This window comes from Bradyrhizobium sp. 40, assembly GCF_023100925.1.
Classification (GTDB): domain Bacteria; phylum Pseudomonadota; class Alphaproteobacteria; order Rhizobiales; family Xanthobacteraceae; genus Bradyrhizobium.
On record NZ_CP064688.1, the window covers coordinates 3,513,241 to 3,528,414 of the forward strand.

Consider the following 15,174-nt stretch of genomic DNA (forward strand, 5'->3'; position numbering starts at 1 on the left):
GCTCCGGCCACCATTTCAGTTGACGCGAATTCCTGAGATGGACCGCGGCGAGGCGATCTGGCCGCGCCGCGGCAAACCGGCAGGCAAAAAGGATTTTGAACGATGGCAACGATCACAGCTGCGATGGTCAAGGACCTGCGCGAGTCGACCGGCGCAGGCATGATGGACTGCAAGGCCGCGCTGACCGAAAACGAAGGCAACATGGAAGCGGCGCAGGATTGGCTGCGCAAGAAGGGCCTGTCGAAGGCCGCCAAGAAGTCGGGCCGCGTCGCCGCCGAGGGTCTGATCGGTGCGCTCGTCAAGGGCAACAAGGGCGTCGTGGTCGAGGTCAATTCCGAGACCGATTTCGTCGCGCGCAACGGCCAGTTTCAGGGCCTCGTCAAGATGATCGCCCAGGTCGCATTCAACGTCGGCGCCGACGTCGAGAAGATCAAGGCCGCCAAGGTCGGCGACGTCACGATCGAAACTGCGATCAACGACGCGATCGCCACCATCGGCGAGAACATGACGCTGCGCCGCGCAGCTTCGCTCGAAGTCAGCCAGGGCGTGGTGTCGAGCTACGTCCACGGCGCCGTCGTCGAGGGCGCCGGCAAGATGGGCGTGATCGTGGCGCTGGAATCGCCGGGAAAGGCGGACGAACTCGCAACGCTTGGCCGCCAGATCGCGATGCATGTCGCGGCCGCCAACCCGCTGGCGCTCGATCCGTCCGGTCTCGATCCGGCGGTCGTCAAGCGCGAGAAGGACGTGCTCGCCGACAAATATCGCCAGCAGGGCAAGCCCGAGAACGTGATCGAGAAGATCGTCGAGTCCGGCCTGAAGACCTATTACAAGGAAGTCTGCCTGCTCGAGCAGGCCTTCATCCACGATACCGGCAAGTCGGTGGCGCAGGCGGTGAAGGAAGCCGAAGGCAAGGTCGGCGGCGCGGTGAAGATCGCGGGCTTTGTGCGCTATGCTCTCGGTGAGGGAATCGAGAAGCAGGAAAGCGACTTCGCGGCCGAGGTCGCGGCCGCCAGCGGCAAGAAGTAAGCGCCGGAACGTTCCTTCCGGCGTGCCGCCGGAAGCGGCGCCCGGACAAGGAAAGTGCTCATGACTGATCCGGTCTATCGTCGCGTCGTGATCAAGCTGTCCGGCGAATATCTCGCGGGACCGCAGGGTTTTGGCATTGATCAGCCGACCATCGACCGGGTCGCCGACGATCTGATCGCGGCCCGCCATCTCGGCACCGAAGTCGCCGTCGTGATCGGCGGCGGCAATCTCTTTCGCGGCGTCGAAGTCTCCTCGCGTGGCGTGTCGCGCCCGACCGGCGACACCATGGGCATGCTCGCCACGATGATGAACTGCCTCGCGCTCGAAGCCACGATCGAGCGCAAGGGTACGCCTGCGCGCACGCTGTCGGCCTTCGTCATGCCCGAGATTTCCGAGCTGTTCACCCGCACCGCGGCACACAAATACCTCGCCGAGGGTCGGATCGTGCTGCTCGGCGGCGGAACCGGTAATCCGTTCTTCACCACCGACACGACCGCGGTGCTGCGCGCAGCCGAGATCGGCGCCCAGGCGGTGCTGAAGGCGACCAATGTCGACGGTGTCTACTCGGCCGACCCGAAGACAGACCCGACGGCGACGCGATTCGACCGTCTGACCCATTCGCAGGCGATCGAGGGCGGCTACAAGGTGATGGATGCGACCGCCTTCGCGCTTGCCCGCGAGACGTCGCTGCCTATCATTGTGTTCTCGATCGCGGAGCCGGGTTCGATCGGCGCTGTACTGCGTGGCGGCGGCCACGGAACCATTGTCGCCGGCTGACGGCTTGTCGTTGCGCCCTCAAGGGAAGGGTGCGGAGAGGTCGCCGGGATTTTGAAGGAGAAACGTGATGGCCACGGATAATTTCGATCTCAACGAAGTCAAACGCCGCATGCAGGGCGCGATCCAGTCGCTCAAGCACGAACTTGGCGGCCTGCGTACCGGTCGCGCCTCAGCCTCGATGCTCGATCCGGTGCAGGTCGACGCCTATGGCAGCCACATGCCGCTGAACCAGCTCGCCACCGTCAGCGTGCCGGAGCCGCGCCTGATCTCGGTGCAGGTCTGGGACAAGTCGATGGTCAAGGCGGTGGAGAAGGCGATCGTCGATTCCAATCTCGGCCTGTCGCCGGCGACCGAAGGCCAGGTGCTGCGCCTGCGCATCCCGGAGCTCAACGAGGAGCGTCGCAAGGAGCTCGTCAAGGTCGCGCACAAATACGCGGAAGCCGCCAAGGTCGCCGCGCGCCACGTCCGCCGCGACGGTCTCGACGTCCTCAAGAAGCTCGAGAAGAATCACGAGATGTCCGAGGATGATCAGAAGCGCCACGCCGACGACGTGCAGAAGGCGACCGACGGCACGATCTCCGAGATCGATCAGTTGCTGGCCGCCAAGGAAAAAGAAATCCTCACCGTTTAAAGCGCGCTGGATCGCGCTTTAGGTTATTGTTTGCGCATGATCTTTTCGGAAGGCCGCTTCGCACTCTTCCGGATCATGCTTTAAGGCAGCCTCATGTCCAACGCCGCCGCGCCCGCAACGGAAGGACCCGATCGGTCCGATGTGCCTGCGCATGTCGCCATCATCATGGATGGCAACGGACGTTGGGCGGCCGCGCGCGGCTTGCCACGGGCGGAAGGCCATCGCCGCGGCGTCGAGGCCCTGCGCCGCGTCGTTCGCGCGTCGCATGAACTTGGCATCCGCTATCTCACCATCTTCTCCTTCAGCTCGGAAAACTGGTCGCGTCCGGCGAGCGAGATCGGCGATCTGTTCGGCCTCTTGCGCCGCTTCATCCGCAACGATCTGGCGAGCCTGCATCGCGACGGCGTCAAGGTACGCATCATCGGCGAGCGGGACGGGCTGGAGGGCGACATCTGCGCGCTCCTCAACGAGGCGGAGGAACTGACGCGCGACAACACGCGGCTCACGCTCGTCGTCGCCTTCAATTACGGCTCCCGGCAGGAGATCGCGAAGGCGGCGCAGAAGCTCGCGCGCGAAGTCGCCGAGGGCAGGCGCGATCCTGATACGATCGATGCCGAGACACTGGGGGCGCATCTCGACGCGCCCGACATTCCCGATCCCGATCTCATCATCCGCACCAGTGGCGAGCAGCGCCTGTCCAACTTCCTGATGTGGCAGGCCGCCTATAGCGAGCTTGTCTTCGTGCCGATCCACTGGCCCGATTTCGACAAGGCGGCGCTGGAAGGCGCAATCGCCGAATTTGCCAGGCGCGAGCGCCGTTTCGGCGGCCTGGTCGCGAAAACCGCCTCGTGAGCGACCCCGACTCCGCACCGGCCGGCTCTCAGCCTGCCCCGAGCAATCTCGTGATGCGAATCCTCGCAGCGCTCGTGCTGGCGCCGCTCGCCATTGCGCTCGCTTATGCCGGCGGCTGGCTGTGGGCGCTGCTCGTTACCCTGGTGTCGATCGGACTGTTCGCGGAATGGCTGATGGTGGTGGGCGCAGGCTCGACCGCGCTGACCGGGGCAGGGACGATCGTCATCGCCACGATGGGCTTGTGCGTTGCCTTCGGCGCGCTCAAGACCGCCATCATCACCGGCCTCATTGGCGGCGCGATCGTGACGGTGATCGCGCGGGGCAAGTTCGTCTGGGCTGCCTCCGGATTCGCCTATGCGTCGGCTGCGCTACTCGCCTCGATCCTGCTGCGGAAGGATCTCGTGAACGGCTTCGCTGCGCTGATGTTCGTGCTGCTCGTGGTGTGGGCGACCGATATCGGCGGCTATTTCGCCGGCCGCGGCATCGGCGGACCGAAGCTGTGGCCGCGCGTCAGCCCGAAGAAGACCTGGGCAGGGGCGCTCGGCGGCTTTTCCGCGAGCCTTTTGGTCGCGGCCGGCTTTGCCGCTTGCGGGATCGGAAAGATGGCTCCATTGCTGCTCGTCGCCGCGGTCCTCTCGGTCGTGTCGGCCTGCGGCGATCTGTTCGAATCCGCGGTCAAGCGGCGCTTCGATGTCAAGGATTCCAGTCACTTAATTCCCGGCCACGGCGGGCTATTGGACCGTCTGGACGGTTTTGTCGCCGCCATCCTGGTGGCATGGATTATCGGCTTCCTCCGCCATGGTGTGCATAGCGCCGGAAGCGGTCTTATGGTTTGGTGAAGATATGAGCGCGGTTCCATTGCGTAACAACAAGGCTGCGGCATCGACCGTCCGCAGCGTCACGGTTCTCGGCGCCACCGGCTCGATCGGCGACAGCACGATGGATCTGTTGCGCGCCTCTCCCGAGCGTTACCGTGTCGAGGCGCTGACGGCGAACAGCAATGTCGAGGCGCTGGCAAAGCTCGCGAAGGAGTTTTCCGCGCGCTTCGTCGCGATCGCCGACACCTCAAAATTTGCCGAGCTCAAGGCTGCGCTCGCGGGCACCGGCACCGAATGCGGCGCCGGCGAAAGCGCGGTGATCGAGGCCGGCGCGCGTCCGGCCGATTGGGTGATGGCCGCCGTGAGTGGCGCGGCCGGGCTGAAGCCGGCACTGGCGGCGGTCGATCGCGGCGCGCATGTCGCGCTCGCCAACAAGGAATGTCTCGTCTGCGCCGGCGATTTCTTCATGCAGCGCGCGGCGAAAGCGGGCGCGTGTATCCTGCCCGCGGATTCCGAGCATAACGCGCTGTTCCAGGCGCTCGCCTCGGGCAATCGTGACGAGCTCGTCCGTGTCATCATCACGGCCTCCGGCGGTCCGTTCCGGACCTGGAAGCCTGCCGACATCGAGCAGGCGACACTCGCGCAAGCCCTGAAGCATCCGAACTGGAGCATGGGCCAGAAGATCACGATCGATTCCGCCTCGATGATGAACAAGGGGCTCGAGGTGATCGAGGCCTCCTATCTGTTCGCGCTCTCGCCGGACGAGATCGACGTCCTCGTTCATCCGCAGTCGATCATCCATGGCATGGTCGAGTTCTCCGACCGCTCGGTCGTGGCCCAGCTCGGCTCACCCGACATGCGCACGCCGATCGCGCATTGCCTCGGCTGGCCCGACCGCATCAAGGGTCCGGCCGCCAAGCTCGATCTGGCCAAGATCGGCCAATTGACCTTCGAGGCGCCGGATTTCGAGCGCTTCCCCGGGCTGCGCCTGGCCTTCGATTCGCTCCGGACCGGGAAGGGGGCGACCACGGTCTACAACGCCGCCAACGAGGTCGCGGTCGCCGCCTTCATCGCGGGCAAGATCCGGTTCGGCGCGATTGCCCGGCTGGTGGAGGCGACGCTGGACGACTGGGTTCGTGGCGGGAACCAGGCCCCGCTGACATCAGCGGACGATGCAATCGCTGTTGACCATGTTGCGCGAAATAGGGCTGCCGCCCTATTGCCTCAAATTGCCTTAAAGGCATCCTAGATGGTTCGGGGCCAGGGCCTTGCGGCGCTGGATGAGGGAATTCGATGATCGACTTTTTCGTCCATAGTTTCAACACGTTGAGCCATGGGCTCCTCGGCTACGCGGTTCCCTTCCTGTTCGTCCTGACCATCGTCGTGTTCTTCCATGAGCTCGGCCATTTCCTGGTCGCGCGCTGGGCGGGCGTTCGCGTGTTAACTTTTTCGCTCGGTTTCGGACCTGAGCTGGTCGGCTTCAACGACCGCCATGGCACCCGCTGGAAGATCTCGGCGATCCCGCTCGGCGGCTACGTCAAGTTCTTCGGCGACGAAAGCGAGGCTTCGACCCCGTCATCCGAGAAGCTTGCGGCCATGACGGCCGAGGAGCGCGCCGGCAGCTTCCATCACAAGAAGGTCGGCCCGCGCGCCGCCATCGTTGCCGCCGGACCGATCGCCAATTTCATCTTGGGCGCGCTGATCTTCGCCGGCATGGCGCTGTATTACGGCAAGCCGAGCACGATCGCGCGCGTCGACGGTGTCGTCGCCGACGGCGCTGCGGCGGCAGCCGGCTTCAAGATCGGGGACGTCGTCGTCCAGATCGACGGCAAGCCGATTGAAAGCTTTGCCGACATGCAGCGCATGGTTGCAATGAATGCTGGTTCGCCGCTTGCCTTCCAAGTCAAGCGCGACGGTGCCATCGTGTCGCTGACCGCGACGCCGGCGCTCCTCGAGCGCAAGGATCCCTTCGGCAACAGCCACCGTCTCGGCGTGCTCGGCGTCGAACACAAGTCCCAGGCCGGTGAAGCCTCGACGTCGCCGGTCGGCGTCGGCGAAGCGCTCAAGATCGGCGTGGAGCAGGTCTGGTTCATCATCACCAGCACCTTCAAGTTCCTGGGCTCGTTGTTCGTCGGGAACGGCAATCCGAACGAGGTCAGCGGCGTGCTCGGCATTGCCAAGATGTCGGGGCAGGCGGCCAGCGCCGGGTTCCAGTTCGTGATCAACCTCTGCGCGGTGCTATCGGTGTCGATCGGTCTGCTGAATCTGTTCCCGATCCCGCTGCTCGACGGCGGTCACCTTATGTTCTATGCGGCGGAGGTTGCCCGTGGTCGGCCCCTGTCCGAGCGGACTCAGGAGATGGGGTTCCGAATCGGGCTGGGCTTGGTGCTGATGTTGATGGTATTTGCGACCTATAACGACATCCTGCGGATGGCCGCATCCTGATAGGGGCTTTTTTGTGGCGTTGCCCGGGCGTTGCTCTTGGGCAACGTCTTGGAATGAAAATGAAATTACGGCGCGCTCGACCGTTTGCGGCGTCGGTGAAATTGTCTACAAGCGGCTTGAACTTGGGGAATCTCCAGACCGGCGTTGGGGTTGGGTCTGGTACGGAATGATAAGGGCGCGTTGCGCAATGAAGTTTGGACTGCGACTCCGGGGGGGCTTGCTCGCAACCCTGATCATGTTCGGCGCGCCGGTGCTTGCCCCGGTTGGGGCTGCCTTTGTGTCTTCGTCTGCGCTTGCTCAGACCGTGCAGTCGATTTCCGTTGAAGGAAATCGCCGGGTCGAGGTGGAGACGATCCGCTCCTACTTCAAGCCGGGTCCCGGCGGTCGCCTGGATCAGGGTGCCATCGACGACGGCCTCAAGGCGCTGATCGAGACCGGCCTGTTCCAGGACGTCAGGATCAACCGCGGTGCCGGTGGCCAGATCGTCGTCTCCGTGGTGGAAAACCCGGTGATCGGCCGCATTGCCTTCGAGGGCAACAAGAAGATCAAGGACGAGCAGCTCACCGGTGAAGTCCAGTCCAAGGCGCGCGGCACCTTCTCCCGCGCCATGGTGCAGTCCGACACGCTGCGAATCGCCGAAATCTATCGCCGTTCCGGCCGCTACGACGTCCGCGTCACGCCTGAAGTCATCGAGCAGCCGAACAACCGCGTCGATCTCATCTTCACGGTCGAGGAGGGCGCCAAGACCGGCGTCAAGTCGATCGAGTTCGTCGGCAACAACGCGTACTCGTCCTACCGCCTGCGCGACGTCATCAAGACGCACGAATCGAACCTGCTGAGCTTCCTCGCCAGCAGCGACATCTACGATCCCGATCGGGTCGAGGCCGACCGCGACCTGATCCGCCGCTTCTATCTCAAGAACGGTTTCGCCGACGTCCAGGTCGTGGCCGCGCTCACCGAATACGATCCGGAGAAGAAGGGCTTCAACGTTACCTTCAAGATCGAGGAAGGCTCGCAATACCGGGTCGGCTCGATCGACTTCCGCTCCAGCATTCCGAACTTCGATCCCACCCCGATGCGCAACTATTCGCGCGTCAATGTCGGTTCGCTCTACAACGTCGAATCGGTCGAGAAATCGGTCGAGGAGATGCAGATCGAAGCCTCGCGGCGCGGTTATGCCTTCGCCGTGGTCCGTCCCGGCGGCGACCGCAACTTCGAGGCGCACACCGTGTCGGTCGTGTTCAACATCGACGAGGGTCCGCGCACCTATATCGAACGCATCAACCTGCGCGGCAACACCCGCACGCGCGACTACGTGATCCGTCGCGAGTTCGACGTCTCCGAGGGCGATGCCTACAACCGCGCGCTGGTCGACCGTGCCGAGCGCCGCTTGAAGAACCTCGACTATTTCAAGAGCGTGAAGATCACGACGGAGCCCGGTTCGTCGAGCGACCGCGTGATCCTGCTCGTGGACATGGAAGAGAAATCGACCGGCGACTTCTCGGTCTCGGGTGGTTATTCCACCACCGACGGCGCGCTGGCCGAAGTCTCGGTCTCCGAACGCAATTTGCTCGGCCGCGGCCTGTTCGCCAAGGCGGCGGTGACTTACGGCCAGTATGCCCGCGGTTATTCGCTGTCGTTCGTCGAACCCTATCTGCTCGACTACCGGGTCGCGTTGGGTCTCGACCTCTATCAGCGCGAGCAGAGGTCCAACAGCTACATCTCCTACGGCACCAAGACGCTCGGCTTCTCGCCGCGCCTCGGCTTCTCCCTGCGTGAAGATCTGTCGCTGCAGGTGCGCTACTCGATCTACAGGCAGGAAATCACGCTGCCGTCCTACCTGGCGAACTGTAATAACGTAGTTGGGTCGGCGGCATTCAATCCAAGCCCGGCTTTCTCGGCGGCGAGCGGCATTCCTCTGGATGCCTCGACCAACGGCCTCGGCTGCTACAGCGACGGCGAGGCTTCGCTGCCGGTCCGCAAGGAGCTTGCCAACGGCAAGACGCTGACCTCGGCGCTCGGCTACACGCTGACCTACAACACGCTCGACAACAACAAGAACCCCACCGACGGTCTCCTGGTCGATTTCCGGCAGGACTTCGCCGGTGTCGGCGGCGACGTCTCCTACCTGAAGACTGTGGTGGACGCGAAGTACTACACTCCGCTGGTGTCCGATATCGTCGGCCTCGCTCGCATCCAGGGCGGCATGCTGAACAAGATCGGCAACCAGGATCTGCGCATGCTGGATCATTTCCAGATGGGTCCGAATCTGGTCCGCGGCTTTGCTCCGAACGGCATCGGCCCGCGCGATTTGAACCCCTTTGGTACGCAGGATGCGCTTGGCGGCACCAAATATTGGGGCGCTTCGCTCGAATTGCAGATGCCGTTCTGGTTCTTGCCGAAGGAAGTGGGTCTGAAGGGCGCCGTCTACGCCGACGCCGGCGGTCTGTTCGACTATCAGGGCCCGACGACGTGGTCTGTGACCAACGAACTGACCACGACCAAGAATTCGAGCTGCACGCCGTCGACCGTCAATCCAGCCTCGGCTGGAACCTGCACCGGCTTGGTGTATGACAACGGCAATGCCGTCCGGTCGTCGGTCGGTGTCGGCTTGATCTGGGCCTCGCCGTTCGGTCCGCTGCGCTTCGACTACGCCGTGCCGCTGACCAAGGGCAAGAACGACCGTACGCAGGAGTTCCGGTTCGGCGGCGGCACCTCGTTCTAATTCGAACAGCACGGCACGATCCGGACCACCGGAGCCGGTTTCCGAAAGGGATCGTGCCAGTCCAGGAGATCAGGCATGATGCGGCTTGGCCGCTTCATGCCGAAGCCGGACCGCGACGGGGTGGAATGGCGCAGCCGACCTTCTTCATACAGCCGCCCGCCTCAGCGCTGGCTGACATAGCCACGCTGACCAAGGCGGAGCTGGTCGACCCCGCAAGGGGCGGCCAAATCATCAGGGGTCTTGCTTCGCTCGACGAAGCCGGCCCGATGCACCTGACATTCTTCGACAATCTCAAATATGCCGATGAGCTCAAGGCGACCAAAGCCGGTGCTTGCCTGGTGAGCCCACGCTTCGAGGCTCGGGTGCCCGCGCACGTAGCCGTGCTGCGGGGGCCACAGCCGTTCCGCGCGTTCGTCAGGATCGCGCGGGAGTGGCATGGCGACGCCCTCCGGCCGCAATCCTGGACAGGCAACGACGGTATCGCGCCGTCGGCCATCATCGATCCCACGGCGAGGCTCGAGGACGGCGTGATCGTCGATCCCCTGGCCGTGATCGGCCCTGACGTGGAGATCGGCAGCGGCACGGTGGTCGGCGTGGGGGCTGTGATCGGCCCGGGCGTCAAGATCGGCCGGGACTGCAATGTCGGGGCACGCACCGCCATCCAGTGCGCGCTGATCGGCAACGACGTGCTGATCCACCCAGGCTGCTCGATCGGCCAAGACGGCTACGGCTTCATCTTCTTCGGCCCCGAGGGCCACCTGAAGGTGCCTCAGACCGGCCGCGTGCTGATCCAGAACAACGTGGAGGTCGGCGCCGGCACCACCATTGATCGCGGGTCCTTGCGCGACACCGTGATCGGAGAGGGGACCAAAATCGACAATCAGGTCCAGATCGGCCACAATGTGACCATTGGCCGGCACTGCCTGCTGGCAGCCCAGATCGGTCTTGCCGGCAGCCTCACCCTCGGCGACAACGTGGCGCTGGGAGCGAAGGTGGGCATCAACAATCACGTCAAGATCGGGGATGGAGCTCAGGTGACTGCCATGAGCGGCGTCAAGGACGACGTTCCTCCCAACGGACGCTGGGGTGGTTTTTTTGCCAAGCCGACCAGGCAGTGGTTCAAGGAAATATTGGCGGTCGAGCGCCTGGCGCGCGACAGCAAGGCCGATCCGAAGCAGGAGGAACGGGAGTGACGGACGAAGCACCGGTCAGGTTCGAGCTTGTGGACATCAACATGATCCTGCAAACGCTCCCGCACCGTTTTCCGATGCTGCTGATCGATCGCGTGATCAACATCCGCACCGATTACAGCGGCATCGGCATCAAGAACGTCACCTTCAACGAGCCGCCGTTCCAGGGCCACTTTCCCGATCGCCCGGTCTATCCCGGCGTCATGATGATCGAAGCGATGGCGCAGACTGCCGGTGTGATCGGCATCAAGTCGGTCGAGGGCACCGATAAGCCGCGCGCGGTGTATTTCCTGACCATCGACAAGTGCAAGTTCCGCAAGCCGGTGCTGCCCGGCGATACCATCGAATACCACATGCGCTCGATCGGCCGCCGCAAAGCCATGTGGTGGTTTCACGGCGACGCCAAGGTCAATGGCCAGGTGGTTGCGGAGGCCGATGTCGGCGCCATGCTGACCGACTGAGCGGGATCAACTTCTCTGGATGCGCTCGCGTGCAGGACACGCGTAGCGGCTGCCGCTGACCTCGCGCTTGATGTTCTGGTTGAAGAACTGGCCCATGGACGGTGCGCCCAGCAGGCGCTCGACCGTCTCAACCGGCACGCCGCAGTAGCGGTCGTAAGCGCCGTCCATAGCCACGATGAGAGCCTGCTGCGCACGGTCGTAACAGACCCGCTGGAGCACCGTGCTGCGGGTGATGTCGCGGCATTCGAATGTCTTGAGATCGACGAGGCGGTGTTCGCCGGTCTCGATCGTCTCGGATACGATCGGCGCGGCAGCGAGCTGCGCGAGGAGAAGTGCCAAGGCCCTGACCACGATACCTGAAGCTCCGCGTGAACTTGTTGATGCACCGGGAAGGCTGCCTCATCCGGCACTTGAAACAGGGAGAGATCATACGTCACTGGACAGATCGGGCATAGTCGCGCTAACCAGCGGAAAACCGAGCGACTTCAACACCTAATCAGACCTTCTTGATGAGTCAGATTGCTTGATGAGTAAGATTGATCCCACCGCACGGATCGCGGACGGCGCAGTAATCGGCGAGGGCACCGAGATCGGGCCCTTCTGCATCATCGGCGAGAACGCCGTGATCGGCGCGAACTGCAAGCTGATCGGACATGTGCATATCACCGCGCAGACCACGATCGGTGACGATTGCACCATCTATCCGTTCGCTTCGCTCGGTACGCCGCCGCAATCACTCAGCTATCGTGGCGAATTGACGAAGCTCAAGATCGGTTCGGGCTGCACGATCCGCGAGTCCGTGACCATGAACGCCGGCACGGTCGCAGGCGGCGGCATCACAGAGGTCGGCGACCGCAACTATTTCATGAATTGCAGCCATGTCGGCCATGACTGCCATGTCGGCAACGACGTGATCTTCGCGACCTCGGCCACGCTCGGCGGTCACTGCGAGATCGGCGATTTCGTCTTCATCGGCGGTCTGTCCGCGGTGCACCAGTTCACCCGCATCGGCCCGCAGGTTATGGTCGGCGGGGTGTGCGGCGTGCGCGACGATGTCATTCCGTTCGGCCTCGTCAACGGCCAGTATGCCGTGCTCGAAGGCCTCAACCTGATCGGCATGAAGCGGCGCAAGTTCACCAAGCAGCGGCTTGCGACCGTGCGCGCGTTCTACCAGAAGCTCTTCCATGGCCCCGCTACCTTTGCCGAACGCCTGGAGGCGGCGCGGCCGCTCGCCGGTGACGATCCGGCGATCGGCGAAATCCTCGACTTCATCGGCAAGGGCAAGCGCCCGCTCTGTCTTCCCGCCATCGCGAAGTGATGATGCGATGGCCCCGGGCATGACATCGGCGGCTTCGGAGATTTCATCGCCGGTCGGCGTGGTCGCTGGCGGCGGCGCGATGCCGTTCGCGGTTGCCGACTCGCTCGCTGCCCGCGGCATCACACCAGTGCTGTTTCCCCTTCGGGGGGCCTGCGATCCGGCACGGGTGGAAAAATTCCGTCATCGATGGATCTCGGTCGGCCAGCTCGGCCGCGCCATGCGGCTGTTTCGCGAGGAGGGCTGCCGCGACCTGATCTTCATCGGCACGCTGGTACGGCCTTCGCTATCGGAGGTCCGGGTCGACTTCACGACGCTCCGGCTGCTTGGCAATGTCATCCGCGCCTTCCGCGGCGGCGACGATCATTTGTTGTCCGGCGTCGGGCGCATTCTCGAGCAGGGCGGCTTTAGGATGGTGGGCATCAAGGATGTCGCGCCCGACCTCTTGATGCCCGAGGGCTGCATCAGCCGCGCCTGGCCGAGCGACACCGGCAAGACCGACATCGAGCGCGGCCGCGCGGTGCTGACCGCGCTCGGTCCGTTCGACATCGGCCAGGCCGCGGTCGTGATCGATGGTCATGTGGTGGCGGTCGAGGATATCGAGGGCACCGATGCGCTGCTCGCGCGCGTGGCACGGCTGCGCGAAGAGGGCCGCATCCGCGCCGCCTCCGGGCGGGGCGTGCTGGTGAAGGTCCCAAAGAGCGGGCAGGATTTGCGCTTCGACCTGCCGACGATCGGACCGCGCACCCTCGAAGGCGTCGCCGCCGCAGGGCTCGCAGGCATTGCCGTCGTCGCCGGCAACACCATCGCGGCCGAGCCGCAGGCAATGATCGCACTCGCCGACGCCAAATATCTCTTCGTCATCGGCCTGCCGGCGTGATGCAGGGTCGCGATCCCAAGCGCAAGATATTCCTGATCGCCACGGAGGAATCCGGCGACCGGCTCGGCAGCGCCTTGATGAAGGTGCTGCGCCAGCGGCTCGGCGACGGCGTGCAGTTCGTGGGCGTCGGGGGCCACACCATGGCCCGCCAAGGGCTCGAGACGCTGTTTCCGATCGAGCAGCTCTCGATCGTCGGCTTCGCCGCGGTCGTGCAGCAATTGCCGAAGATCCTGCGGCTGATCCGCGAGACCGCGGAGGCCGTGACCGAAGCCGCGCCGGACGCGCTCGTCATCATCGACAGCCCCGACTTCACCCACCGTGTCGCCCGCCGCGTGCGGGCGCGCAATCCGGCGATTCCGATCGTCGACTACGTCTCGCCACAGCTCTGGGCCTGGCGACCGGGACGGGCGCGGACCATGCTCGGCTATGTCGATCATGTGCTCGGCCTGTTGCCGTTCGAGCCGGAGGAATATCGCAAGCTCGGCGGGCCGCCATGCAGCTATGTCGGCCATCCCCTGATCGAGCAATTGCCCTCGCTGCGGCCGAACGCGGAGGAGCAGGCGCGTCGCGACGGCGAGCCGCCGGTCTTGCTGGTGTTGCCCGGCAGCCGTCGCAGTGAGATCAGGCACCATCTCGACGTGTTCGGGGCGACGCTCGGCCGATTGCGGACGGACGGCCGCGCGTTCGAACTGATGCTGCCAACCATGCCGCATCTCGAAGCCACCATTCGTGAAGGCATCGCGAACTGGCCGGTCAAGCCTCAAATTGTGGTCGGCGAGAACGAGAAGCGCGCCGCCTTCCGCATCGCGCGCGCGGCATTGGCAAAATCCGGCACTGTGACGCTGGAGCTCGCGCTATCGGGCATTCCGATGGTGACGGCCTATCGCGTCGGCGCGATCGAAGCCTTCATCCTGCGCCGCGCGATCCGCGTCTCCTCGGTGATCCTCGCCAATCTCGTGATCGGCAAGGATGTCATCCCGGAGTTCCTGCAGGAAGACTGCACGCCAGAGAAGCTGGCGCCCGCGCTCACGGAGCTTCTAGCCGATTCACCGCTGCGCCGGCAGCAGGTGGAAGCGTTCGCCCAGCTCGATATGATCATGTCGACCGGCAACAAGTCGCCGAGCGTGCTCGCAGCCGACATCGTGCTGGCGACGATGCGCAAGGGCAGGCAGGCTAGCTAGGACGCGTACTCACAAACGTCGGCTTGCCAGCGCAAAGTGGAAGTCTCCCACCTAGAGCGCGATCGGCGGCTTGTGACTCAAAGCTTGAGTAGGAGCCGTCCGCGACTGTGGAAGACCCGCGTAGCACTCGATCCCTAGAGGCAGCGACTCGCTTGACGGTCCAGCGACAAGGAAGGTCACCTAGGCCTTATGCGGCACCGCTTCGGCCTCGATAGCCGCGACAAGCTCGGGCGCAAGGTGCGCAGACAAACGTTGAATGATATTGAGTAGCTGTAAGATTTCCTGCTCACGCAAGGCGTCAATCTTGTTGTGCAGCAATTCGATTTCGAGTTCAGCCTTCACATTTATTCGGTAGTCGTGTTCTGCGTGCCTGCGATCAATCTCGGATTGACGGTTCTGGCTCATCATGATGATGGGCGCTGCGTAGGCTGCTTGGAAGGAAAGAACTAAGTTCAGCAAGATGAAGGGATAGGGGTCCCAATGATTGATGAATGCCATCATGTTCAGAACGATCCAGATGCCAAGTAGTACGCTTTGGATGATAATGAAACGCCAGGAGCCAACCGTTTCGGCCACCCGGTCAGCCAGGATCGCTCCCGGAGCTAGGGCAGGTTTGGGTGTGTTGCGTGCCGGCTTTTGCGCCCGAAGTTCTTGCAATCGCTGCTGATCCTCGAGACTTAGGTGTATTTTGTGGCTTTGCTCGCTGTTCATTTGCGTCCCCAGTAAACATCTGGGCGAGTAAGCGCTTTTTATTGCTCGCCGCTCCACGGTCATACTAGGGCCATTCCGTGCCGATGTCGCTTATTGGCCCAACTCGGACCCAAGGTGAGGTGCGCTCACGCGGCTGCTGTCGGAGACGGAGCGGACCTCTAC

15 protein-coding genes are annotated in these 15,174 nt (G+C 63.7%); 13 read left to right on the forward strand and 2 right to left on the reverse strand.

The window, feature by feature from the left end:
- The first annotated feature begins 102 nt into the window (after window positions 1–102).
- The 10 genes from tsf to fabZ all read left to right on the forward strand — a co-directional run bounded on the left by tsf (window position 103) and on the right by fabZ (window position 10,925).
- Entirely contained in the window at window positions 103–1,026 is a 924-nt protein-coding gene (gene tsf, locus IVB40_RS17085; RefSeq protein ID WP_027567156.1) for a translation elongation factor Ts, read from the forward strand.
- Window positions 1,027–1,086: 60 nt separating this feature from the next.
- Complete coding sequence (gene pyrH, locus IVB40_RS17090; protein WP_247289564.1) at window positions 1,087–1,803, forward strand: UMP kinase; 717 nt, start codon at window positions 1,087–1,089, stop codon at window positions 1,801–1,803.
- Between the two features lie 67 nt (window positions 1,804–1,870).
- Entirely contained in the window at window positions 1,871–2,434 is a 564-nt protein-coding gene (gene frr / locus IVB40_RS17095; protein ID WP_027518196.1) for a ribosome recycling factor, read from the forward strand.
- Between the two features lie 93 nt (window positions 2,435–2,527).
- Window positions 2,528–3,286 carry an isoprenyl transferase gene (locus tag IVB40_RS17100; protein WP_247289575.1) on the forward strand — a complete coding sequence of 253 codons (759 nt, stop codon included), beginning with the start codon at window positions 2,528–2,530 and terminating at the stop codon, window positions 3,284–3,286.
- Window positions 3,283–4,125, forward strand: coding sequence for a phosphatidate cytidylyltransferase (locus IVB40_RS17105; RefSeq protein WP_247356326.1), 843 nt, complete (start codon window positions 3,283–3,285; stop codon window positions 4,123–4,125). Before IVB40_RS17100 ends, IVB40_RS17105 begins: the two co-directional genes overlap by 4 nt.
- Before the next feature lie 4 nt (window positions 4,126–4,129).
- The gene (gene dxr / locus IVB40_RS17110; RefSeq protein WP_247289578.1) at window positions 4,130–5,353 is read left to right on the forward strand and encodes a 1-deoxy-D-xylulose-5-phosphate reductoisomerase; all 1,224 of its coding nucleotides are present in this window, start codon (window positions 4,130–4,132) and stop codon (window positions 5,351–5,353) included.
- Between the two features lie 44 nt (window positions 5,354–5,397).
- Window positions 5,398–6,549, forward strand: coding sequence for an RIP metalloprotease RseP (rseP, locus tag IVB40_RS17115; protein WP_027567151.1), 1,152 nt, complete (start codon window positions 5,398–5,400; stop codon window positions 6,547–6,549).
- Window positions 6,550–6,736: 187 nt separating this feature from the next.
- Window positions 6,737–9,274, forward strand: a complete 2,538-nt coding sequence (bamA, locus tag IVB40_RS17120; protein WP_027567150.1) for an outer membrane protein assembly factor BamA — start codon at window positions 6,737–6,739, stop codon at window positions 9,272–9,274.
- A 125-nt stretch (window positions 9,275–9,399) separates the two neighbouring features.
- Window positions 9,400–10,467 (forward strand): UDP-3-O-(3-hydroxymyristoyl)glucosamine N-acyltransferase, encoded by a 1,068-nt coding sequence (gene lpxD / locus IVB40_RS17125; protein ID WP_247819389.1) that lies wholly within the window; start codon window positions 9,400–9,402, stop codon window positions 10,465–10,467.
- The gene (gene fabZ / locus IVB40_RS17130) at window positions 10,464–10,925 is read left to right on the forward strand and encodes a 3-hydroxyacyl-ACP dehydratase FabZ (RefSeq protein ID WP_007603637.1); all 462 of its coding nucleotides are present in this window, start codon (window positions 10,464–10,466) and stop codon (window positions 10,923–10,925) included. The genes lpxD and fabZ overlap by 4 nt, the downstream gene beginning before the upstream one ends.
- A 6-nt stretch (window positions 10,926–10,931) precedes the next feature.
- Here the strand turns inward: fabZ and IVB40_RS17135 are convergent, their stop codons facing one another.
- Window positions 10,932–11,276 carry a KTSC domain-containing protein gene (locus IVB40_RS17135; protein WP_247462400.1) on the reverse strand — a complete coding sequence of 115 codons (345 nt, stop codon included), beginning with the start codon at window positions 11,274–11,276 and terminating at the stop codon, window positions 10,932–10,934.
- 175 nt (window positions 11,277–11,451) lie between these two features.
- Between IVB40_RS17135 and lpxA the strand changes: the two genes are divergently transcribed.
- From lpxA to lpxB, 3 genes are read left to right on the forward strand one after another with little or no spacing between them, the layout of a single operon-like run.
- Window positions 11,452–12,243 (forward strand): acyl-ACP--UDP-N-acetylglucosamine O-acyltransferase, encoded by a 792-nt coding sequence (lpxA, locus tag IVB40_RS17140; protein WP_247462398.1) that lies wholly within the window; start codon window positions 11,452–11,454, stop codon window positions 12,241–12,243.
- Window positions 12,244–12,262: 19 nt separating this feature from the next.
- Window positions 12,263–13,120 (forward strand): UDP-2,3-diacylglucosamine diphosphatase LpxI, encoded by an 858-nt coding sequence (gene lpxI / locus IVB40_RS17145; RefSeq protein WP_247463174.1) that lies wholly within the window; start codon window positions 12,263–12,265, stop codon window positions 13,118–13,120.
- A complete protein-coding gene (gene lpxB, locus IVB40_RS17150; RefSeq protein WP_247462396.1) occupies window positions 13,117–14,301 on the forward strand; it encodes a lipid-A-disaccharide synthase in 1,185 nt (394 codons plus the stop codon). The genes lpxI and lpxB overlap by 4 nt, the downstream gene beginning before the upstream one ends.
- A gap of 180 nt (window positions 14,302–14,481) precedes the next feature.
- Here lpxB and IVB40_RS17155 read toward each other — a convergent pair whose 3' ends face one another.
- On the reverse strand, window positions 14,482–15,012 hold the full coding sequence (locus IVB40_RS17155) for a DUF1003 domain-containing protein (protein ID WP_247462394.1): 531 nt from the start codon (window positions 15,010–15,012) through the stop codon (window positions 14,482–14,484).
- Window positions 15,013–15,174: the final 162 nt, after the last annotated feature.

Bases quoted from the DNA above. Each gene is read 5' to 3' on its own strand.
- tsf (WP_027567156.1), top strand. From the start codon at position 103: ATGGCAACGATCACAGCTGCGATGGTCAAGGACCTGCGCGAGTCGACC.
- pyrH (WP_247289564.1), top strand. From the start codon at position 1,087: ATGACTGATCCGGTCTATCGTCGCGTCGTGATCAAGCTGTCCGGCGAA.
- frr (WP_027518196.1), top strand. From the start codon at position 1,871: ATGGCCACGGATAATTTCGATCTCAACGAAGTCAAACGCCGCATGCAG.
- IVB40_RS17100 (WP_247289575.1), top strand. From the start codon at position 2,528: ATGTCCAACGCCGCCGCGCCCGCAACGGAAGGACCCGATCGGTCCGAT.
- dxr (WP_247289578.1), top strand. From the start codon at position 4,130: ATGAGCGCGGTTCCATTGCGTAACAACAAGGCTGCGGCATCGACCGTC.
- rseP (WP_027567151.1), top strand. From the start codon at position 5,398: ATGATCGACTTTTTCGTCCATAGTTTCAACACGTTGAGCCATGGGCTC.
- bamA (WP_027567150.1), top strand. From the start codon at position 6,737: ATGAAGTTTGGACTGCGACTCCGGGGGGGCTTGCTCGCAACCCTGATC.
- lpxD (WP_247819389.1), top strand. From the start codon at position 9,400: ATGGCGCAGCCGACCTTCTTCATACAGCCGCCCGCCTCAGCGCTGGCT.
- lpxA (WP_247462398.1), top strand. From the start codon at position 11,452: ATGAGTAAGATTGATCCCACCGCACGGATCGCGGACGGCGCAGTAATC.
- lpxI (WP_247463174.1), top strand. From the start codon at position 12,263: ATGACATCGGCGGCTTCGGAGATTTCATCGCCGGTCGGCGTGGTCGCT.
- IVB40_RS17155 (WP_247462394.1), bottom strand. From the start codon at position 15,012: ATGAACAGCGAGCAAAGCCACAAAATACACCTAAGTCTCGAGGATCAG.